Origin of the sequence: Bartonella florencae (assembly GCF_000312525.1) — a bacterium.
Lineage (GTDB): Bacteria > Pseudomonadota > Alphaproteobacteria > Rhizobiales > Rhizobiaceae > Bartonella > Bartonella florencae.
Window position 1 is genome coordinate 148,099 of record NZ_HE997452.1, and the last position, 22,850, is coordinate 170,948.

A 22,850-nucleotide genomic window follows, 5' to 3' on the forward strand; every position below is an offset into this window, starting at 1 on the left:
TTAACCCATATAAGATAAATTTCATTCCAAAGAGACCTTATGTTTAAAGGTCTCTTTCTCAATTGATGCTTTAAATAGCACCAGGATCAAAAACTGAACAAAGTGCACCCCAAAGTGTCTGAGCAGCAGCACGCTTCATTAAGTCTTCATTACACACCGTATTTTCATCAACACATCGGTTAACAATCCGGTAGTAAAGCCGCTTCTCAACAGGTGCAAAATAACGTACCTCTGCATCCTTTTCTTTTGCAGCAATATCGCCCATACGAGGCGCAACAGAAAGCTGACGATAAGATACACGATCAAGAACTTGACCATGAGTCCGAGCTTTAGTAATCCAATTATCAAAATCCTGCAAAGATACAGAATGCCATTTAAACCGCATCCCTGCGAAACCATCACCACTGTAATTTGCCGAAGTCCCTTTGAATACCCCTTGCTTATCAGCTACTAAATGCAATTTAGAATTCATTTGCGGCATAGCGTAAAGAACTGTGCCCACTTGTGGTACCCAAAAAGCATTAACAGAACTCTCTGATGTCAACTGCAACAAAACCTGACGACCTTCAGGCACATAAATTTCATTGATGGATGCAACACCATATTCAGGATAAATAAAGAGCCATTTCCAATCAAGAGCCACAACATCTACTTGCAGCGGCTTTCCTTCACCAACAATTTCCACTGGAAGCGGATTTTCTGGTTCAAGTTTATAAGTGTAATAGGCTGTTAACGTACCTAAAACCAACACGATAACGACTGGAATACCCCACATAAATGCTTCAATTTTATTTGAATGCCCCCATTCAGGTAAATATTCTCCAGTGGTGTTCGATGCACGATATTTAATGGCCAAAAATACCACACCCACCATAACGGGAATCACAACACAAAGCATAACAACAACACAAATAACAATCAAAATAAGCTGTTGCCGCGCAACATACCCCGCCGGGTGAAGAACGTCCCACTTACAACCTGATAAAAGTAACACTACCCCTAAAACTACGAGCATCTTTATTTGTTTAACAAAGTTTCTCATTTCACCTGCCCCATAATATAATCAGAAGTTGTCATCAAAAAATGACAAAATCTTAATGATATGCTTACCTATTTAAAAAGAATTATCAAGTAAATTCAAACACCCTTATCGATATTATACAAGTTTTGATCCCTCTGTGCCAAATTTAAGCTTTTTAGCGATATATTCGAGCGCAAACCAATACCCATCCGCCCCACAACCGGTAATAACCGCATCCACACCAGCAGACGTATAAGAATGGTGACGAAAAGCTTCACGCTGATAAATATGAGACAAATGAATCTCTACTTTTGTCCCTGTAAACATTTTTAAAGCATCAAGAATTGCAACAGATGTGTGACTATAAGCAGCGGGATTGATAATCAAACCCGCACTTACTCCAATTGATTCCTGTATCCACTCAACCAATTGTCCTTCATAATTACTTTGATAAAAATGTACTGTTACACCGGCTCTTTTTGCCCATTGCCTACAAAATTTTTCAATATCTTCTAGAGTTTCAGTTCCGTAAATTTCTGGCTCACGTTTCCCAAGAAAATTTAAATTAGGACCATTTAAAATCGTTATGATTGTAGACATAATAAGCCTCTTCTTCTTGATCAATCATTTATAAAAAATTTAGTAAGTTTTTACTGCAATAAAGTCCCATCTTTAATCTCAAAAAACTCTGCCCGTCCTTTTAAAGCATCAAATAAAACGCGATCTGTTCCTGTCATAAATGTTTGCCCCCCTAAATCATCAAGAATATCAAATAAAGCAGTACGCCGATGAGAATCAAGATGTGCTGCTATTTCATCAAGAAGAAGAATGGGAGTTCTCTCTGATATCATGCTTGTTAAACGTGCATGACACAAAACCAAACCTGTTAGCAGCGCCTTCTGTTCACCCGTAGAGCAAGATGTTGCAGCCATATTTTTATCAGCATAAAAAACCTGCAAATCTGTGCGATGCGGCCCTTCTAATGCCCGCCCAGCAGCACGATCTATTGTGCGGTTATGCCGCAACCGATGAAAAAATTGTTCTTCAACCTCAACCGCTGATAGTTTATTCAGAGCTTCTTCTAAAAAACCATCAATTTGCAAAAAAGCCCTTGGGAAAACTCTCTGAGACGGCATTTGTGCAAACATATCATTTAAAAGTCGAATCACATCGATACGTGCCGCAGCAATAGCTGCCGCTAGCTCTGCCATTTGTTTTTCTAAAGCATCAAACCAAGCATAATCTTCATTTCCATCCAAAAATAAACGATTGCGTGCACGCATAACCTTATCATAATCTGCTATGCGGCGACTATGTAAAGGATCAATAGCTAAAACCATACGATCTAAAAAACGGCGCCGCTCAAGCGAGGAGTCTATAAAAAGCCCATCCATAGAAGGAGCTAGGACACTAATATGACAATAATCTGTTAAGCTATCCCCTGTCTCATTCACGCCATTAATATGTATTTTGCGGCTGTTATCACCAATTTCTAAAGTTGTACCAATATTTACTTCACCATAAAGAACACATTCAAGACGAGCAAAGACGACAAATCCATCGCCTTTACCATCTGCAAAACTAACATCAGAATAAGCTGCACGCCGTAAACCACGACCTGGGGAAAGAAAAGATAACGCCTCTAAAAGATTTGTCTTACCAGCACCATTGTGACCAGTAAAAACAACATGCTGACCCGAAAAATGAATATTCAAGGAAGAATAATTGCGATACCGCAAAAGCCTCAGCTGTCTCACTGCCACTTTGTGCACATGACCAGCCATGCATTGCAAAATAATTGCCCCTAAACGCGAATGGGCATCAGCACATAAAGTGCATTCGCATCATTATTATCACGAATGAGAGCTGGTGCTCCAGCTTCTGCCAACATAAAAACCATCTCATCACTCGAAAGTTGCCCAGCAATATCCAAAAGATAACGTGAATTAAACCCTATCTCAAGTGGATCAGAGGTATAAGTTGCTGCTAATTGATCTTCTGCACTACCCGAATCAGGATTATTAACGACAAGCTTCAATTGCCCATGCTCAATCGTTAACTTTACTGCACGCCCACGGTCACTCGAAATTGTTGAAACACGGTCAACAGCAGAAGAAAAATCCTGTCTGTTGACAATCAGCTTTTTATTATTTCCAAGAGGAATAACACGTTGATAATCTGGAAATGTTCCATCAATTAATTTTGATGTAAAAACCACTGAACCTACAGAGAAACGAATCTTTGTCTCTGAGAGTTCTACACATACATCACCATTAATTTCTTCTGAAAGAAGCTTTTGTAACTCTCCTACAGCCTTACGAGGAATAATAACACCTGGCATATCACCAATACCTGCAGGAGCATCCATATCAACTTGTGCTAGACGATGACCATCAGTCGCAACCAAACGCAGTTTCAAAACACCATCATTAATAACATGAAAATAAATACCATTAAGATAATAACGCGTTTCCTCAGTAGAAATGGCAAATTGCGTACAATCAAGTAAATGCTTTAACCCTGATGCGGAGAGAAAAAAACGGCAACCAAATTGACCAGGAAGAGACTCTGGAAAATCTATTTTCGGAAGACATTGAAGCTGAAAATGTGCACAACCCGAAACAACAGACATAGTGCTTGCTTGATTCTCATCAACGGATAAGACAATCTCACTGCCATCAGGAAGTTTTCGAACTATATCGTACAACAAATATGCCGGAACAGTTATTGCCCCCGCTTGTTCAACATTGACTGTAAAAGATTCCGTAACCTCTAAATCAAGATCCGTTGCTTTTAATTTCACATTGCCATTTTCTGCATCAATCAACACATTAGATAAAATAGGAACGGCATTTCGACGCTCCACAACACGGTGAACACGACCAAGAGATTTAAGAAATTGACTGCGATCAACGATAATACGCATAAAATCTCCGTTACAATTTACAAAAAACTATAGAAATTCCCTAGAAATAACCTATCCCCTTAAGAATCATCTGTCGGATTTTATTTAACCTGTTTTAAAATGGCAAGTGACTCCCTATAAAAAGTAGCCATCTTATCTCTTCTCCTACAATATCTTTCTCAAGATAAAGGAAAGATTGTAAATATTATGCAGCCTGTTCGCCAATCAACCGCTTCAACAACTCAAGCTCTTTGGCCAACGTCTGATCGCCACAAATTAAATCTTCAATTTTACGAACAGCGTGTAAAACTGTCGTATGATCACGACCACCAAAACGACGTCCAATCTCTGGTAGTGAGCGAGGCGTTAACATTTTTGCTAAATACATAGCAACTTGCCGTGGCTTTACAACTGTACGGGTTCGACGATTAGACAACAAATCCTGTTTAGAAACATTATAATGGCGCGCAACCGTGCGCTGAATTTCCTCGATCCGAATGCGCTTAGGCTCGCCAGAACGCGTCAAATGACCTAACAACTCATCAATCCGCTCTAAAGATAAATCCGATTCAAATGATTGGCGGAACAAGAGTTGATTAAATGCTCCTTCAATATCGCGTCCTGACCCTAAAACTGTTCTAGCAATATACTCCAGAATATCATCAGAAATTGAAAGCATGCTATCGTCTTGTTGTGCAACCTTCAATCGCTGCTGTAGCATTTTCAAACGCATTTCATAATCTGGTGCTTCAATTTCAAGAGCAACTCCTCCTTGAAGACGCGACCGAACCCGAAGATCAAGTGATTCTAATTCTGCTGGCGGACGATCCGCCGCAACAACAACTTGTTTGGCACTATCAAGCAACATATTCAGTAAATGACAAAATTCATGCTGAATCGACTTCCCTTGCAAAAATTGCATATCATCAATAATGAGAAGATCAATATCACGAAGCTGTTCTTTAAAAGAAAGAGCATCATTATCACGAATAGCCGTTGCAAAACGCCACATAAAATATTCAGCAGTGAGATAAATAACTCGCGCAGATGTCAAACGCTTTAGTGCTGTAGCCGCAATAGCTTGAAGCAAATGTGTTTTTCCCAAACCAACAGATGCATGAATAAAAAGAGGATTAAATCTTAAAGCACTTTTATGCCCTTCTGCAATCGAACGGGCAGCTGCTAAAGCAACACGATTAGAAGCACCCTCCACAAAATTTTCAAAACTATAGCGAGAATCAAGCGGTGAACCAAAAACACCTGTTTGAACACTCTTGATAGCTTTCTCTGTATAACTCTCAACAAAGGATGCAGTTGCTTGCTCCTCCACAACAACAGGAGCTGCACTTGTTTTACAAACCACCCCGCCAGAAACACGCTTCATACCCCGAACAACAACTTCAACGCGAAGAATTGCTGAATTTTCTTGTTTCCATAAATTTGTCAAAAGAGAACCGTAGTGATTATTAATCCATGAGCGTAAAAAGGCTGTAGGAACAGAGAGTTTCACTAAATTACGGCTATATTCAGCAAGTTTCACGCGACCAAACCAACTGGTATAAGCCTCAATACCAACCTGTACCTTTAATTGTGCCATCACACGCGCGAAAGCTGCCGCACCTTCCTCCTCCGAAATAATAGGAAATTCTCCAGAAGCATTAGCATTTGTATTTACTGCTCCACCACTATCCGTCATCTTTATAATTTTTTCTGCCGACAGGATATTCACCGAAACCCTTTTAAAGGAACTAGCTTTAGAGTTCAATTTATCCACCATCTTTCATCCTGATAAAAACAAAAATCCGTTATGCCAAAACAACTAAAAACCAACTTAGCAAAGGCAAAACACCCTACCCCAAACAAGATTACTTATCCTCCCCTAGGATAGTCTCATTACAACCCCACCAACAAAGATGACCAATAAGATTCACTTGTATTCGCGATACGCGCCATTCTTTAAAAATGACCAACATACCAACGAAAAAAACTAAAAAAACGTTAGAAAATCTATCCAACATGAGAGCCCATAACAGCCTAAGCCAAAGCATCTTCCACTCAAGCGTGATACAGGATAACAAACTGATATAAACCCTGTCCTCTTTTAGTTTCTGTAAGAACCATACAAAACAGCAGAGGTAAAATGCAAGAGGTCAAAATAAAATCAAAAATGCCTATAAACCAACTTGCATAAACGAGAAATGAGAAAAATAATTGATTCAATTCATTTTTTTCTCTAATTTTACCAATAATTAAAGAATTCTTTCGGATTTAAAAAAAAAATAAATATGCTTGACAAAAAAGACTCTGTAAAAATCCACAAAGCTTGTGGATAACCATACAAACTCTATAAACCTTCTTCTCTTTTTCATGGAGAGAATCGCTACTGATTCCCCTACTTTATAAAGTAGAATATTTTGGGAAAATAAAAAAACCAGCACCCGTGGATGCTGGTGTCATTTTTCATAATAATAGAAAAAATTAAACGCTAAGCGATTTCAAACGCTTTGCTAAACGCGATACCTTTCGCGCAGCAGCATTTTTATGAAAAACCCCTTTAGAAACCGCACGCATAATTTCAGGTTCAAAACTCTTAAACGCTATTTCTGCAGACGCCTTATCGCCACCAGCCAAAGCATCATCAAATTTACGCATAAAAGTACGAACGCGTGAACGACGGGCCCTGTTAACCTGCGTGCGTGCCGCAACTTTGCGCACCGCTTTACGAGCGGAAGGTGTATTCGCCATAAATATATCTCTCTTTCAACGCATTGGATAGAGTGAGTACCAATGATACTACCAATCCAAATAAATCCAATTCAAGCAATACTATAAAGTTGCTAATAACTGGTTGTTCTATAACGCAATCCTTAAGCCGACGTCAATCGAATTTTCAAAGGTAAGCATAAAAAATGAAACCTAACACTTCAATCTTTTAAAGAGACTCCTAAACGCATAAACGCGATTCAAACTGCCAGATTACGCAAAACATATTGCAAAATTCCACCGTGATGCAAATAATCCAACTCATCTTCAGTATCAACACGGCACAATAATGGAACAGTTTTTACTACTCCATCAGAAAAAGTGATTGTGGCAAAAGTCTTTTGACGGGGTCTCAAGTTATGAATCCCTTCAATTGTTACCTTTTCATCCCCCTTTAAGCCCAAAGATCTCCAGCTCGTCCCCTCTTCAAACACAAAAGGAACAATTCCCATCCCAACAAGATTAGAGCGATGAATCCGCTCAAAAGACTGAGCAATTACTGCTTTTACACCAAGAAGGTTGGTGCCCTTAGCCGCCCAATCACGAGAGGATCCATTGCCGTATTCAATACCAGCAAAAATAACCAGTGGAATCTCTTCCCGTTTATATGTCATGGCTGCGTCATAAATCGCTTGTTCTATTCCTGATGGATAATGAACCGTATAGCCTCCTTCACGACCATTTTCTCCTAACATGAAGTTACGAATACGAATATTGGCAAAAGTTCCACGCATCATTACTTCATGATTCCCACGACGCGTTCCATACTGGTTAAAATCGACCACTTTAACCCCATGATCTGTCAAATATTTACCAGCAGGAGAATCAATCTTAATAGAACCAGCAGGAGAAATATGATCCGTCGTGATTTTATCACCAAACAAACCTAAAATCCGTGCATCCTTAATATCTGGTAAGATATCAGGAATTTTCCGCATATCCTCAAAATATGGTGGATTACGCACATATGTCGATTGCTCATCCCAAGAATAGGTTGCACCCGTTGGAACCTGAACTTTTTGCCAATTTTCGTCTCCCTTAAACACATCAGCATATTTTTCGGCAAAAATCTTACGCGTCACATTCTTTTCGATAAACATCTGTATTTCTTGAGAGGTAGGCCAAATGTCTCTCAAATAGACTGGTTGACCATCTGAACCTTCTCCAAGGGGCTCCTTCGTTAAATCTTTACGCACCGTTCCTGCTAACGCATGTGCAACAACCAACGGTGGTGAAGCTAAATAATTTGCTTGCACATCAGGTGAAACACGCCCTTCAAAATTACGATTCCCAGAAAGAACCGCAGCCGCAATTAAACCATTATTATTAATTGTTTTGGAAATAGCTGGATGTAAAGGACCAGAATTCCCAATACATGTCGTGCATCCAAATCCCACTAAATTAAATCCAAGTGCATCCAAATCCCTTTGCAGACCTGAATTGCGAAGGTAGGCTTCAACAACCTGTGAGCCAGGCGCAAGAGAAGTCTTAACCCATGGTTTACTCTTGAGACCTTTCACCACAGCATTACGCGCCAAAAGACCTGCAGCAATCAGAACGCTTGGATTTGAGGTATTTGTACAAGAGGTAATTGCAGCAATCACCACATCGCCGTGACCAAGTGCATATTCTTTATCTTCAACTTGATAACGCTCATCTTGCCCTGAAGTTTTCTTATAATCCTCAATCAGAGCCTTATCAAAACCTTGACCAACACTTTCCAATGCAATACGCCCTTCAGGACGTTTAGGACCAGCCATAGAAGGCACAACGCTTCCCATATCTAATTCTATTGTATCACTAAAGACCGGATTGATTACAGCTTCATCATGCCACATCCCTTGTGCTCTAGAATAAGCTTCCACTAACGCTATCCGATTTTCATCACGCCCTGTCATATGAAGATAACGTACGGTTTCCTTATCAATTGGGAAAAAACCACAGGTTGCTCCATATTCGGGAGCCATATTCGCAATCGTTGCTCGATCAGCAAGTGTCATATGTTCCAGACCAGGACCAAAAAACTCAACAAATTTACCAACAACACCCTTCTTGCGTAGAATTTGTGTTACCGTTAATACTAAATCAGTAGCCGTTACACCTTCTTTAAGTTTACCTGTTAGACGGAAACCAATCACTTCAGGCAACAACATAGAAACGGGCTGCCCCAACATTGCCGCTTCAGCTTCAATACCACCAACGCCCCAACCTAAAACACCCAAACCATTCACCATCGTCGTATGTGAATCAGTTCCCACACAGGTATCAGGATAAACTGTCTGATGCTGCTCCTCATTTTTCAACCACACACATTGCGCTAAATATTCTAGATTAACTTGGTGACAAATCCCTGTTCCTGGAGGCACAACACGAAAATTCTGAAACGCTTGCTGCCCCCATTTTAAAAAACGATAGCGCTCACCATTGCGTTCATATTCACGCTCAACATTTTCCTTGAAAGCCATAGGATTGCCAAAATCATCAACAATAATTGAATGGTCGATAACAAGATCAACGGGAATGAGAGGATTGATTTTTTCAGCACTTCCTCCAAGTTTAACCATAGCGTCGCGCATTGCAGAAAGATCAACCACCGCAGGAACTCCTGTGAAGTCTTGCATAAGGACGCGTGCAGGACGGTAGGCGATTTCTGCGCCTGCGCTGCCTTTGTCATTTAGCCACTTAGCAACGTTTAAGATGTCCTCTTTTTTAACCGTGCGACCATCTTCAAAGCGTAATAAATTCTCCAGAATCACTTTCATCGAAAACGGCAGATGAGAAACGCCATTGAGTCCATTCTTCTCCGCTTCGATCAAGCTATAATAAGTATATTTCTTGTCACAAATATTTAAAGTTCTTCGACAATTAAAGCTATCAATTTGAGTCATGACTGTCCACCCTCATACTACAAACCATCCAATTCCCTGGAATGAACAACACAAACTACGAGTCAAGGTCGTAGCTTGAGTGCAGACGAAATCACATCCGCCATCCATTTCCTCCTCCACCTTTTCATCGGTAAATTCGGAAATCGGCGCCAAAAACTGTTCTCCACCAGATCTTGATGTAATAGATGCCTTATAGAACTATTTCTAGAACTATTCTAGGTACAATTACATAAAAAACATGTTTTTTTATTTATAATGTAATAAATTACAGAAATAAAAGCAAAATGGACAAACGTATGGTGTTATCGGGCACAGATTTAGCAGCACACAGAAACGAAGAAATTCTGTTTCAAGGCTTTTCTTTTTGTTTGTTCCCGCAGCAACTTATGACAATCATGGGGCCAAATGGAATCGGAAAATCTACATTACTGCGAATCATTGTTGGGCTTCTTAAAGCTACTGAAGGGAATATTATACTTAAAGATCAAGAACAAACATACCCTGTAGCAACTGCATGCCATTATCTTGGTCCCCAAAACGCTATGAAACCTTTCTTATCTGTCATCGATAATCTACAATTTTGGTCAGCATTTTATGGACAACATCTATACCATCCCCGTGAAGCCCTTGCAGATATTGGTCTTTCTGATTTTGAGCACTTACCCTTTAATGTTCTCTCAACCGGACAAAAAAGACGTGTAGCCCTTGCTCGCCTTTTACTTTCTTATCGTCCTATTTGGATTTTAGATGAACCACTATCAGGAATCGATAGCCATGCTCAAACTCTTCTTTCTTATATTTTTCAGCGCCATCTAAACCAAGGCGGTATGATTATTGCTGCAACCCATAATTCCCTCGGTATTCCAGAAAACCATAAAATTGCTCTGGAAAAATTCTTACCTCCTCACAAGAGAGAAAATAATGAAAGCACTGTTTTGGCGTGACCTTAAATTAACTTTAGCTCCACAAGCTTCTTCATTAACAGGGCTATTATTTTTCATCGCTGTTATTATGATAACCCCATTCGCCATTGGACCAAATCCTAAAGTCCTTGCACAAATAGGTCCTGGAATATTATGGTTTGGAGCTCTTCTCGCAGGGCTGCTTAATCTTAATAAGCTTTTTCAAGCTGATTATGATGATGGAAATCTTGATCAATTCATTCTTTCTGGACAAAGGCAAAGTTTTATGCTGATTATATTGACCAAATGCTTGGCTCATTGGGTAGCAACCATGCTCCCCCTTATTGCAGCTACTCCGATTTTAGCATTCATGCTCTATTTAGATGCAATGACAATTTTTATAACAATACTCACCCTTCTATGTGGAACACCTGCTATTATTTTTATTGGTGCTATAGGAGCTGCCCTTGCAACGTCATTGTCAAACAGTACTCTCCTCATTTTTATCATTATCTTACCTTGGATTATTCCCATCATGATTTTTGGCGTTTCAGCTGCTACAGCTCCCCAAAATCCAGATATCTCTTCTCTCACTCCCCTAATTTTCCTCATCGCTTTTTCTCTGCTTTTAAGCCTTTTTAGCTCTTTTGTTGCTGCTAGAACACTCAAGCTTTTATCAGAAGAGTAAAAGATGATTGCCGCACAGCAAAACTCTGCCTATTATAAATCTTATGAACGAAATATCTCGCACATATAAAATAAAATTACTCCCGAAAAGTGTAACCTGTTTTATGAAAATAAGCAGTGTCGTTTTGCCTTGGTTAACTGGTATAATATTGTGCCTTCTGATCTTAGGATTTATTCTAATTATTCATTCTCCTGATGACTATCAGCAAGGCATTACTGTTAAGATTATGTATATTCATGTTCCCTTTGCATGGCTCTCTACATTTTGTTATATCATCATAAGTGCTGCTGCTTTAGGAAGTCTGATCGGAAGGTATCATCTTGCTGATATAGCACTGAAATGTGGTGCTCCCATTGGAGCAATTTTCACAGCCTTGGCACTGGTAACAGGTGCCCTTTGGGGACGCCCCACATGGGGAACATGGTGGGTATGGGATGCACGGTTAACATCGGTTTTGATTCTGTTCTTTATCTACCTTGCCATTATTATGCTTGCTCGTGCTTTTCATAATCAAGCAAAAGCTGCACGTGCCACAGCAATTCTCACACTCGTTGGACTGGTAAATATACCTATTATAAAATTTTCAGTTAATTGGTGGAATACACTCCATCAATCCGCATCGCTTTTACGTTCAGGAGGACCAACAATCGAGCACACCATGTTATGGCCTCTCATAACAATGATATTTTGTTTTAGTTTTATGTTTGTTTGGCTCTATTTGATGGCTATGCGCAACGAGATCAATAGCCGTCATATCCAAATACTTCAGATAAAAAAAACCCGTCGTGTGCAACATTAGGAATCTTCACCATGCTCGAGCGCAATAGCATTCACAGCAGATTTTTAGGAAATATCTCTCAGCAAATTGATCGGTTCCTTGGTACACTTCTCCACGAGCAAATTGTTGTTTTGAGCTATATGCTTTCCGCAATTACCCTTTTAGGTCTTATTGCACATATCCTTTGCAAAGCCCTATATCAAAAAAAAATCCTACAACAGTTGAATAAAAAAGAGCTTTTTTGGAAAGAAAAACATAATGAAAAACACTCTTCCAAAATTTAAAAAAATACATTTTTATATCCCTTTCTTTGTCTTTCTGGGCCATTTGTGTTTTTTCTTCTTCTCACTCTGCTTTTCTTTTACTTTACGACGAACAAATACTCCAATAATAATTCTCTATTAGCAAACACATTCCCTGAAAAACCTGCCCCTCAAATAAATCTTCCCCTCCTTGATCGTGAAAAATATCTTCTCCAGTCAGAACAATTTAAAGGACGCGTCACATTAGTCAATTTTTGGGGTTCTTGGTGCTTACCGTGTCGTCAAGAGCATTCACTTCTGATGAAAATTACACAAGACCACCGTTTTGATCTTATTGGCATTAATTATAAAGATAGCAAAGAAAACGCTCAACGCTTTCTGAACAATTTCGGTAACCCTTTTAAAGCTATTGGCTTTGATGCTTCAGGGCACACCGCTATTAACTGGGGCGTATATGGACCACCAGAAACCTTTCTTTTGAATAAAGAAAGCATTATTATTGCTAAACATGTTGGCCCTTTAACATGGCAAATTTATCAGAAAAAAATCTTGCCAAAAATTGAAAAAGCTATAACAATAGAATAATCAATACATTGATTGATAAAGATAATTCATTACTTTTCAACTTGAATGAGAACCCCAAATATTGTTATCCCTCATAACAAACCTGTTGATGGTGTATCAATCAAAATTATTTCCTTGCACTCTATAAACAAGGCTAACTTATGGATAAAAACACTTACGCAAAACTAAGTGCAGAGTTGCGGTTGATAATGATACTGGTTTATAGCTTCATAAGGGTAAAAATGGCAGTAAACAATAGACCTCTTATTATACTACCATGGGCAGATAGGATTTAAAGTAAAGAAAGATTTTTTTAAAAGTGCATGAATGAAAACAGAAAAAATTGCACCTCGATAGTATGTAAACACGCAATATACGAAAAATAATACTTTGATGTATCCTCTGATAGAAAAAACTCTATATTCACCAAAGGTTCTACTTTTGTATATTCCTCTTTCGTAGCAGATTATAATGCGTGATTAGGTAGGAAAAGCAATATGAGGTACCATTGCAAACATTACACCCTTATCCGCCGTCTTTCAGATATTGGCTGAAATGCTATTTTAGCATGAAAAGTACAATAAGGGCTATTTTCACCGGAATCGGCACCACAAAAATGAAAATCTGATGATAAAGGATCTCCAACGGGCCATCTGCATGTATTCTCACTCAATTGCAAAAGATTAAGATGGCGTGATATAGGCACAACAACATTTGGTTTTTCAGGCACACTGGTTTCTTTTACATCCTCAGCTACCAACTCCACCTTTAAAGCCGTTACTCCAACACTGCAAGATGTAGAATTCGTTGGCAATACCGTCGATGGTGTGCGACGCATACGCGTAGATGATGGGCTAGCAGCAGATGTCTTTTGTGCACGCGCCCCCCCTTGTGCTGTTTTACCACGCCCCGGTAACTTTAACCGATGCACTTTACCGATTACTGCATTCCTGCTGACCCCACCTAACTGAGCTGCAATCTGACTTGCACTTAAGCCCTCACTCCAGAACTTCTTCAGAAGTTCAACGCGTTCATCTGTCCAACCCATATCAGCACTCCATTTTATCACCCCATTGAGATGCCCCCTTTGCATCTTCAAAGGTTTGAATAACTTTTTCAATAAGCCGAATGAAAAATTCTATCCTCCACCCCAAGCACAAAAACTTCACTCAACCTATGAAATTTAAAAATCTAAACACAACCTTGCTTGCTGATTTAAACTACAATATGCACCAACTCTCTGACAAGAGTCTTTCCCTCTTGAAGAGCTTATTTAGAATGTTTTCCCCAACTTGCAAATAAAGTACAAACCAAACTATCATATTTGCTTAAAATCTTCCCTATAAATGCTTATTGTAGAACATTTATTGACTTTTTACCAATCGGTGTAATGATCTCTCATATGGATACGATAATTGACCATAGTGTAATAGCCATTGCACTGTAGCTAAAGACAGAGGATTGCTTTATCTGCAGCAGTGTTTTGTTTATTGTATCGTAAAGTTTAAATATAAGGAAATAATGATGAGCACTACTGCTATATACCCACTTTATAAGTGTTTTGCTCGCCGTAATTTATATTTTGAACAAGGGAGTGGTGTCTGGCTTATTTCCGACAAAGGAAAACATTATCTTGATTTGACATCCGGTATTGCTGTAAATGCATTAGGGTATGCACATCCAAAGTTGGTTGATACTCTCAAAAGACAAGCTGAAAAACTTTGGCATATTTCCAATCTTTTTCAATCACCTGAACAAGAAGCTTTTGCCAAACGGCTTTGTGAAAATAGCTTTGCTGATAAAGTTTTCTTCTGTAATTCTGGCGCTGAAGCATTGGAATGCGCATTCAAAACTGCTCGCCACTACCATTATGCATCTGGTCATCCAACACGTGTTGAAATTATTACTTTTGAAGGCGCATTTCATGGGCGTACACTTGCAACGCTTGCCGCTACTGGGCATGAAAAATATCTTGAAGGTTTTGGACCAAAGGCTGGTGGATTTATTCAAGTTCCCTTTTGTGATGAAAGAGCCGTAGAGAATGTACTCAATAAAAATACTGCTGCCATTCTTATTGAGCCTATTCAAGGTGAGGGAGGAATCCGAACAGTTTCTCATGATTTTTTAAGATTTTTGCGCAAAATATGTGATGATCATAACTTGCTCTTGATTTTTGATGAAGTTCAAACCGGTATTGGACGAACAGGAAAGCTTTTTGCTTATGAATGGAGTAATATCATACCTGATATTCTTACCCTTGCAAAAGGATTAGGAGGTGGATTTCCATTGGGCGCTTGTCTTGCAACAGAGAAAATTGCAGAAAATATGACACCAGGAACCCATGGATCAACTTTTGGCGGAAATCTTCTTGGAATGGCGGTAGGCAACAGTGTTCTTGATATCATATTAGAACCAGGATTTCTCCATCATGTTCAGTATATGGGCGATAAGCTAAAAAATGGACTCTCAAAGATTCTCAATATATATCCTGATATTATCTGTGCAATTCACGGAGCGGGACTTATGGTGGGCATTCAATGTGTCATTCCTTCAAATCTTGTCGTCAATGCTCTAGAAAATGAATATGTCTTAAGTGTTGGTGCCAACAATAATGTAGTGCGTTTATTGCCTCCTCTTATCATTAAAGAAAAAGAAATAGATGAAAGTTTGCATCGTATCGAAAAAGCAATTGCTTATCTTTCGCAAACAAACAAAAAAAGGTAAGTATTATAAACATGATAAATGCTCTTCGCCACTTCACCGATTTATCTATTTTAACTCCGCAAATAGCACGCGCACTTATCGATTATGCGAAAAACCTCAAAGCATCTTTCAAAGCAGGAATAAGTTCAAAACCTTTTGTTGGTAAAGCACTGACAATGATTTTTGAAAAACCTTCCACACGAACACGCGTTTCATTTGATATCAGCATGCGCCAGCTTGGTAGTGATACAATCATGCTAACGGGTTCAGAGATGCAACTTGGTCATTGTGAAACCATCGCTGATACAGCACGGATTTTATCGCGTTTTGTAGATATCGTTACATTACGAACAACAACACATAACCGGATGCTCGAATTGGCACAATATGCACAAATTCCTGTTATTAATGCCCTCACAGATGACACACATCCTTGCCAAATTCTAACAGATATCTTGACCTATGAAGAACATCGTGGATCAGTTGCGAATAAAATATTTGCTTGGATGGGAGATGGTAATAATGTACTTCATTCCTTAATCGAAGCGGCTGCTCTTTTTCATTTTCATCTACGTATTGCCACTCCAAAAGGTTGCGAACCACAAGAAAAATTTGTTCACTGGGCACGTGAACGAGGAGCTCATATTACACTGACCCATAATCCTCAAAAGGCTGCCAAAGATGCTGACTGTGTGATAACTGATACATGGCTTTCTATGGGACAAGAATTTTGTGCCCGCAATCATTCTATTTTTCAACCTTATCAAGCCAATGAAGCTCTCATGGAATTTGCTAAACCCGATGCTCTTTTCATGCATTGTCTTCCTGCTCATCGTGGGGAAGAAATTGTCGATGCGGTGTGATAGACGGAGCGCATTCTGTTGTCTTTGACGAAGCTGAAAACCGTCTTCATGCGCAAAAAGCAATTCTTGCGTGGTGTTTACAAGATGTATTTTTCTCTTCACAATAGCTTACACAACAAATCATATAAAAGGCAAAGATATGCATGGAAAAATCACGAATGAATCTTCTCTCAATAATATCCACTTGAGTGAAGATGATACTGTTATTCCCTTTCAAGTCGAAGAACTTGATATTCGTGGACGTGCTGTACAACTTGGTGAAGCTTTAAATTCTATTCTTACAAGACACCAATATCCTGAACCCGTTTCTTATCTTCTTGCAGAAGCGTTGGTTTTGACCGTTTTACTTGGAACTTCCTTAAAACTTAAGGGGAAATTTATTTTACAAACCCATTCCAATGGACCAGTTAATATGTTGGTATGTGATTTTTCTCCTCCCTCTAGTCTACGTGGTTATGCGCGCTTTAATAAAGAACTGCTCAAAAAAGCAATCGCCAATGATCAAATATCTTCAGAAGCCTTGCTTGGAAAAGGTACTCTAGCTTTTACCATTGACCAAGGTCCCCATACGCAACCCTATCAAGGAATCGTTGCATTAGAGGGAACAAATTTACAAAAAGCTTCCCGTATTTATTTTGATCAATCAGAACAAATTCCTACCGATATTCGTTTGGCAGTCGCTATATTAATCAACCGAGATCCACAAAGAAAAACACAGAAACTCTGGCGAGCAGGAGGACTTTTGACGCAATTCTTGCCCAAAGCATCCTCTCATCATGAAACATGTGATCTAGGTCAAAAACAAGAAAAAACCAAAACTTCTGCACAATTTGAAGATCAATGGCAAGAAGCCAAAGCACTGACAGCAACCATTGAAAATGCAGAGTTAACAGATCCTCAAGTCGGTAGTAAGCGGTTATTATTTCGTCTTTTCCATGAACACAGTGTTAGAGTTTTTAATCCTTTTTCTCTTATCGACCAATGCTCTTGTTCACGTGAAAAAATTAAAGAAATGCTGGAAAGCTTTCCCAGTAATGAACGAAATGAAATGGTTGAAAATAAATATATTTCCGTTACATGTGAATTTTGCTCAACAACTTACCGTTTTAAACTGCAAGAATTTTCTGAAGAAAAAACATAACAAATATTTCTGACAACTCAGAAAATATTTATTATAATTAAGTCTTAAAGACAACGAAAGCAAACCTTTAAAATATTTTAGTACTTCTTGCTCTTTTAGAGCTAACGGCTTTTTTATTGACTATAAAGCATACAATTTTTCAAAGCAACACACAGTCTCTATGCTTATGGCAAAAGGACTTCAAAATATGCTTTGTTTTTTTGAATCCTTTTTCATTTATTAAGCTATTTATTTTAATGACAAATCACATTTTTTAGATTGAATAAATGCATTGCATATAATTATATTACCCTTTTTGAATCTTCTTATGAATAATCAAAAATTATTTACTTACGCGACACAAAACGACGCAGTGAAATATAAAGTGCACCTCTACCCCCATGCTGGCGAGCTGCCTCTTCAAAAGCATGAACATAATATCGAAAAGTTGGTGTTGATAACCAACGAGGCACAAACTGATACAGAGCACCATCACTTCCAAGTGAACGGCCTTTTCCTGTAATCACAAGTACATAACGCAATCCACTCTGCTGAGATGTTTGTAAAAATTCTTTTAAGAAAAAATAAGCTTCTTCCTGCATACAACCATGAAGATCAAGACGCGCCTCTATAGGATAATGACCTTTGGCAATTTTACGATATGCAACACGATCAAAAAAATGGATTTTATGTGCTGAGCTACCCGCTCCCTTTTCTGTTTTTATAACTGTTTGTCTTTGTTGATTCTCCAGAAACAATGGAAAAATTGGAATTGCATGCTGTTTTTTATTATTAATATTTTCAGCATCTTTTGTAAGAGAAGAAGGAAGCTTATCATGAAGTGGTGTTATTGTACGACAAACCATCTCCCATAAAAGACGATCTTGTGAAATCAAATCCCCCTTTTTTTGTCTCCATTCACCCATGGATATTTCAATCTTCAATCTCTTATAAAGCTTGCTTTATATAATCTTATGGAAAAAAGAGAGTTTAATTTTCATCTTCTGTTGCAAAAAGCTTCCAATTTGGATCTGACGATAGGCTATTGCGCACAAAGGTCCAAATATCTCTAATTTCTACAATCGCATCAGGATCACCATCTATCGGCTCTCCTTGCTCATTATAGGTTACGGAAATCATTTCACTGATAATACGCACAGTTACAAATTCGTCCTTGTTCTGTACTGCTGCTGCAACAAACTCAATTTTATTGATTCCAACAAAAGTAAACTGAATTCTTTCATTATTGTTTTCGCGTTTCTCAATGGCAGCACAAAAGCTTTTAAAAACATCTTGAGAAAGCAATTTTTTTAGTTGTTCACGATCACCTTTAGCAAAAGCTGTGACAATCATTTCATAAGCAACCCCTGCACCTTTTATAAAAAATTGAGGAGAAAAATGAAAATCAATTTTGCGAATCGCTCTTAAACCTTCATTTAATGCACTTCCTTCTGGCGAAATTGCATCAATTTCGCTAAAATCATTTTTCTTCGAATTGCCCTTATGAGGGAACGAAACAATATTCTCTGTCGTTTCTGCCTCAGCTTGAGCTTGTTTTTTAGAACAACGCGAATAAGGATCAAAGGGAGGTTTCTCAAAACCAATCCGTTTTCCTAATACATTACGGAGTTGCACAAAAACGATAACCATAATAACAAGAGCTATGACAAGTATAATGTCAAATTCCATGGGTGCTGTTAATCTCCAAGCCTAAAATGATCTGTAATAAACATTTTAGTCAATAGCATTTATCAATAAATATGTAAAATAAGGAATCTACTATTCAAATGTTTTTATAGCCTCTCTTTATTTTTATAGTTTCTATTCATTTACGTTGAAAAGAATAGCTCTTAATGATTTTTTACTTTAAACTCTCCAAAGAGGAATTTTCATGTGATAAAGTCTTACCCTATAAATCTTCGCTTTTTTGTCATTATCCTCCTCAGCGCTTTCTTGATAGAAATTGCTGGTTTTATCTTTGTTGGCAAAGAAATTGGAATTCTAGCAACTTTGAGTTTGATTGTTCTCACAACAATAGCTGGGAGCCTTTTGTTGCGAATTCAAGGGGTTAGCCTTTTAAAAAATATACAACGTGAACTTATCCAAGGACGTAGATTAGAAAACAATAGTATAGATGATGTTTTCATCATGGGTGGCGCAATTTTGCTTATTCTGCCTGGATTTGTAAGCGATATTTTGGGAATATTACTCCTTATTAAGCCACTGCGTTCTCTTATTTGGCATTTCTTCTCATCATTTAGAAACAAAATGGGCATTCATACTAAAAATAAAACCAATGCTCAAAAAGATTCTGAAAAAATAATTGACCTTAAAGCAGAAGACTACAAAGTTTATGATACTACAGAATCCCCATGGCGTAAAAATGATGATAATCATTGAAACGCTAAAAAATTCTGTAATGAACTAAAAAAATCAGCAAGACAAGAAGAGCGTTTCTTGCAACCTTTTGCAAGGCATGATAACCAGCTTGATCTTTAGATCTAGATAGAAATATATACATCATTATAATGAGAAGGTTTGTACTATGGCCGAAAGTGAAATAAACAACAGTGGTGGAGAGCCCGTTTTTGCTGTATTAACTCAATATTTAAAAGATTTCTCATTCGAGAATCCGAGCGCTCCTCGTTCACTGCGTCCGCGTGAAAAAGCACCACAAATCGATATCAATATTAATGTCAATGCGAATCCAGTTGGTGATGACAATTATGATGTCGTTTTGTCCCTCTCCGTAAAAGCAGCTGATGATGCTGAAACATTGTTTCATGTAGAGCTCATTTATGGCGGTGTTTTCCATATTAAAAACATTCCACAAGAGCATGTTATGCCTCTTGTTTTTATTGAATGTCCTCGTCTTTTGTTTCCATTTGCGCGACAAATCATATCTGATGCTACCCAAAATGGTGGTTTTCCGCCTTTGTGGCTTGACCCGATTGATTTTGCAGCATTGTTTCAAAAACGTCTTGCTGAAGAACAAAAAGACAATCAGAGCCAAACGCAACCTTCTTAAAAGTTTGTTTTTTATTACAAAAAAGGCCCTGAAATATCAGTGGCCTTTATTTTTTACAATTTTTTCGCATGGTAAGCCGCAAGCATTGCAATATTGACAACATCGGTGTCATTTCCACTAAATGGAACAATTTGAACAGATTTTTCTAATCCAATCAAAATAGGTCCAATAATGGTCGCCTCACCAAGCTCTTGCAACATTTTGTTCGCAATAGAAGAGGCATGAAATCCAGGCATTATTAAAATATTCGCTGGTTTCGTTAATCCCATAAAGGGATATTGCTGCATCAATTTTAAATTGAGCGCCACATCAGCACTCATTTCTCCATCAAATTCAAAGTCAACTCGACGTTCATGCAAAATATTAATAGCATCCTGAATATGCTGCGTAACTTTTCCTTTCATGTAACCAAAAGTAGAAAATGCTACAAAAGCAACTCTTGACTGATATCCAAACCCATGAACAAAAGACGCTGTTTGTTCCGCTATATCAGCAAGTTCTTCAGCGTTAGGATCTTCATAAACAGCAGTATCCGCAATAAATACAGTTCGCCCACGGCAAATAGCCATTGAGATACCAATCAACCGTTCTTTTGGTTTTTCATCAATCACTCGACGTATATCAATCAGCGCTGTTTCATAATTGCGTGTTACCCCTGTAACCATGGCATCAGCATCGCCTAGTGCGACCATACAAGCAGCAAAATAATTGCGGTCATTATTGATACGACGGTGACAATCACGCAACAACCAACCTTGGCGTTGCATTTTCGTATAAAGATAATTCGCATAAGCATCCGTGCGACAGGAAAGCTTAGCGTTCATGATAGAAATACCTTCACGCTCAAGGTCAATACCAGCAACAGCAGCAGTTTCTTTCACTTGTTCTTCACGACCAATCAAAATCACTTTTCCTAGTTTTTGATGAACATAGGAAACAGCAGCCCGCATGATCGGCTCTTCTTCACCTTCTGCAAAAACGATTTGTTTTGGGGCTTGACGAACATGATTATAAACGCCACGCATCATGGAAGAAGTTGGATCACGTCTTGCATTCAAATCACGCTCATAAGCTTCTAAATCATCAATGTGCTTCTGGGCAACACCGCTTTCCATTGCTGCTTTTGCCACCGCCATTGAAACAACTGTAAACAAACGTGGATCAAAAGGAACAGGGATGATATAATTTGGCCCAAATTTTAATCGCTTTCCACGGTAGGCTTCTGCAACACTGTCAGGCACTTCCTCATGCGCCAAACGAGCAAGAGCCTTTGCAGCAGCAATCTTCATATCCTCATTGATAACCGTTGCACGAACATCAAGTGCACCACGAAAAATATAAGGAAAACAAAGAACATTGTTAATCTGATTTGGATAATCCGAGCGACCTGTTGCCACAATGGCATCACTACGTACTTGCATAACCTCTTCTGGGGTAATTTCTGGATCGGGATTAGCCATAGCAAAAATGATCGGCCGTGGTGCCATGGACTTTACCATCTCAGGGGTAATTGCACCTTTAGCAGAAACCCCAAAAAACATGTCAGCGCCTTCCATTGCTTCAGCAAGTGTACGTTTATCCGTTCGAACAGCATGGGCAGACTTCCACTGATTCATTCCCTCTTTACGCCCTTCATAGACAACACCCTTTGTATCACAAAGGATAATATTTTCAGATCGAAATCCCATCGCCTTAATCAGTTCAATACAAGCAATACCGGCAGAACCAGCACCATTACAGACTAACCGCGTATTTTGCATATCACGCCCTGTTAGCTTCAAAGCATTGAGCGCACCAGCAGCGACAATAATTGCTGTACCATGTTGATCATCATGAAAAACAGGAATCTTCATTACCTCGCGTAAGCGGCTCTCAATCATAAAACACTCTGGTGCTTTAATATCTTCAAGATTGATGCCACCAAAAGAAGGTTCCAAATGACGCACAAGATTGATAAAAGTTTCTGGATCGTTTGTATCAATTTCTAGATCAATGGAATCAATATCGGCAAAGCGTTTAAAAAGCACTGCTTTGCCTTCCATCACTGGCTTAGATGCAAGAGCACCTAAATTGCCTAAACCCAAAATAGCTGTTCCATTTGAGATAACCGCAACAAGATTGCCCTTTGCTGTGTAATCATAAGCACAGGCTGGATTTTGAGCAATGGCTTTAACCGGAACAGCAACACCTGGTGAATAAGCAAGTGCTAAATCATGCTGTGTTGCCATAGACTTAGTTGCAACAATTTCAAGCTTTCCAGGCCGACCACGACTATGAAAATCAAGGGCTTCTCGCTCACTAGCGTTATAAATCGTTTGAGATGTCTTTTGATCTTGCTCACTTTTTTTCATATCACTCAATCTT

At 38.7% G+C, this 22,850-nt stretch carries 20 protein-coding genes and 1 pseudogene; 10 read left to right on the forward strand and 11 right to left on the reverse strand.

Translation table 11 applies throughout. The annotated features are described in order from the left end of the window. Positions 1-70: 70 nt before the first annotated feature. The 7 genes from cyoA to acnA all read right to left on the reverse strand — a co-directional run bounded on the left by cyoA (position 71) and on the right by acnA (position 9,577). Positions 71-1,042 (reverse strand): ubiquinol oxidase subunit II, encoded by a 972-nt coding sequence (gene cyoA, locus BN202_RS03475; protein ID WP_019219142.1) that lies wholly within the window; start codon positions 1,040-1,042, stop codon positions 71-73. A 114-nt stretch (positions 1,043-1,156) separates the two neighbouring features. Beyond that, positions 1,157-1,621, reverse strand: coding sequence for a type II 3-dehydroquinate dehydratase (aroQ, locus tag BN202_RS03480; protein WP_019219143.1), 465 nt, complete (start codon positions 1,619-1,621; stop codon positions 1,157-1,159). A 50-nt stretch (positions 1,622-1,671) separates the two neighbouring features. Next, positions 1,672-2,805 carry a DNA replication/repair protein RecF gene (recF, locus tag BN202_RS03485; protein ID WP_019219144.1) on the reverse strand — a complete coding sequence of 378 codons (1,134 nt, stop codon included), beginning with the start codon at positions 2,803-2,805 and terminating at the stop codon, positions 1,672-1,674. Positions 2,806-2,825: 20 nt separating this feature from the next. After that, on the reverse strand, positions 2,826-3,947 hold the full coding sequence (gene dnaN, locus BN202_RS03490) for a DNA polymerase III subunit beta (RefSeq protein WP_019219145.1): 1,122 nt from the start codon (positions 3,945-3,947) through the stop codon (positions 2,826-2,828). 184 nt (positions 3,948-4,131) lie between these two features. Continuing rightward, positions 4,132-5,703, reverse strand: coding sequence for a chromosomal replication initiator protein DnaA (dnaA, locus tag BN202_RS03495; protein ID WP_034987199.1), 1,572 nt, complete (start codon positions 5,701-5,703; stop codon positions 4,132-4,134). Positions 5,704-6,404: 701 nt separating this feature from the next. Beyond that, positions 6,405-6,671 carry a 30S ribosomal protein S20 gene (gene rpsT / locus BN202_RS03505; protein WP_019219148.1) on the reverse strand — a complete coding sequence of 89 codons (267 nt, stop codon included), beginning with the start codon at positions 6,669-6,671 and terminating at the stop codon, positions 6,405-6,407. A 218-nt stretch (positions 6,672-6,889) separates the two neighbouring features. Then, positions 6,890-9,577 (reverse strand): aconitate hydratase AcnA, encoded by a 2,688-nt coding sequence (acnA, locus tag BN202_RS03510; RefSeq protein WP_019219149.1) that lies wholly within the window; start codon positions 9,575-9,577, stop codon positions 6,890-6,892. Positions 9,578-9,873: 296 nt separating this feature from the next. Between acnA and ccmA the strand changes: the two genes are divergently transcribed. Genes ccmA through BN202_RS03535 form a run of 5 tightly spaced genes read left to right on the forward strand, consistent with a single transcriptional unit; the run spans position 9,874 to position 12,793 of the window. Continuing rightward, complete coding sequence (gene ccmA / locus BN202_RS03515) at positions 9,874-10,521, forward strand: heme ABC exporter ATP-binding protein CcmA (protein ID WP_034987203.1); 648 nt, start codon at positions 9,874-9,876, stop codon at positions 10,519-10,521. Then, the gene (ccmB, locus tag BN202_RS03520; protein ID WP_019219151.1) at positions 10,499-11,167 is read left to right on the forward strand and encodes a heme exporter protein CcmB; all 669 of its coding nucleotides are present in this window, start codon (positions 10,499-10,501) and stop codon (positions 11,165-11,167) included. Before ccmA ends, ccmB begins: the two co-directional genes overlap by 23 nt. A 43-nt stretch (positions 11,168-11,210) precedes the next feature. Then, positions 11,211-11,966 (forward strand): heme ABC transporter permease, encoded by a 756-nt coding sequence (locus BN202_RS03525; protein ID WP_083859158.1) that lies wholly within the window; start codon positions 11,211-11,213, stop codon positions 11,964-11,966. 11 nt (positions 11,967-11,977) lie between these two features. Next, on the forward strand, positions 11,978-12,229 hold the full coding sequence (locus BN202_RS10250; RefSeq protein ID WP_019219153.1) for a heme exporter protein CcmD: 252 nt from the start codon (positions 11,978-11,980) through the stop codon (positions 12,227-12,229). A gap of 45 nt (positions 12,230-12,274) precedes the next feature. Next, positions 12,275-12,793, forward strand: coding sequence for a DsbE family thiol:disulfide interchange protein (locus BN202_RS03535; RefSeq protein WP_083859154.1), 519 nt, complete (start codon positions 12,275-12,277; stop codon positions 12,791-12,793). Positions 12,794-13,289: 496 nt separating this feature from the next. Here BN202_RS03535 and BN202_RS03540 read toward each other — a convergent pair whose 3' ends face one another. Beyond that, on the reverse strand, positions 13,290-13,820 hold the full coding sequence (locus BN202_RS03540) for a GcrA family cell cycle regulator (protein WP_019219155.1): 531 nt from the start codon (positions 13,818-13,820) through the stop codon (positions 13,290-13,292). 476 nt (positions 13,821-14,296) lie between these two features. Here BN202_RS03540 and BN202_RS03545 point away from each other — a divergent pair, with 476 nt between their 5' ends. From BN202_RS03545 to BN202_RS03555, 3 genes and pseudogenes are all read left to right on the forward strand, one after another. Then, complete coding sequence (locus BN202_RS03545) at positions 14,297-15,496, forward strand: aspartate aminotransferase family protein (RefSeq protein WP_019219157.1); 1,200 nt, start codon at positions 14,297-14,299, stop codon at positions 15,494-15,496. An 11-nt stretch (positions 15,497-15,507) separates the two neighbouring features. Further along, positions 15,508-16,445 (forward strand): annotated as a pseudogene (gene argF, locus BN202_RS03550) (ornithine carbamoyltransferase). A gap of 32 nt (positions 16,446-16,477) precedes the next feature. Continuing rightward, entirely contained in the window at positions 16,478-17,479 is a 1,002-nt protein-coding gene (locus BN202_RS03555) for an Hsp33 family molecular chaperone (protein ID WP_019219158.1), read from the forward strand. A gap of 326 nt (positions 17,480-17,805) precedes the next feature. On the opposite strand, the gene BN202_RS03560 is transcribed toward BN202_RS03555, so the two are convergent. Then, positions 17,806-18,390: a Smr/MutS family protein gene (locus BN202_RS03560; protein ID WP_198005542.1), complete on the reverse strand. Its 585-nt coding sequence runs from the start codon at positions 18,388-18,390 to the stop codon at positions 17,806-17,808. Between the two features lie 58 nt (positions 18,391-18,448). Continuing rightward, positions 18,449-19,147, reverse strand: coding sequence for a Tim44/TimA family putative adaptor protein (locus tag BN202_RS03565; RefSeq protein WP_019219160.1), 699 nt, complete (start codon positions 19,145-19,147; stop codon positions 18,449-18,451). Positions 19,148-19,351: 204 nt separating this feature from the next. On the opposite strand from BN202_RS03565, the gene BN202_RS03570 reads away from it, so the two are divergent. Both BN202_RS03570 and secB read left to right on the forward strand, forming a co-directional pair. Continuing rightward, positions 19,352-19,858: an FxsA family protein gene (locus tag BN202_RS03570; protein WP_019219161.1), complete on the forward strand. Its 507-nt coding sequence runs from the start codon at positions 19,352-19,354 to the stop codon at positions 19,856-19,858. A gap of 145 nt (positions 19,859-20,003) precedes the next feature. Continuing rightward, on the forward strand, positions 20,004-20,486 hold the full coding sequence (gene secB, locus BN202_RS03575; RefSeq protein ID WP_019219162.1) for a protein-export chaperone SecB: 483 nt from the start codon (positions 20,004-20,006) through the stop codon (positions 20,484-20,486). Between the two features lie 53 nt (positions 20,487-20,539). Here the strand turns inward: secB and BN202_RS03580 are convergent, their stop codons facing one another. Beyond that, positions 20,540-22,837 carry an NADP-dependent malic enzyme gene (locus BN202_RS03580; RefSeq protein WP_034987207.1) on the reverse strand — a complete coding sequence of 766 codons (2,298 nt, stop codon included), beginning with the start codon at positions 22,835-22,837 and terminating at the stop codon, positions 20,540-20,542. Between the last annotated feature and the right edge of the window lie 13 nt (positions 22,838-22,850).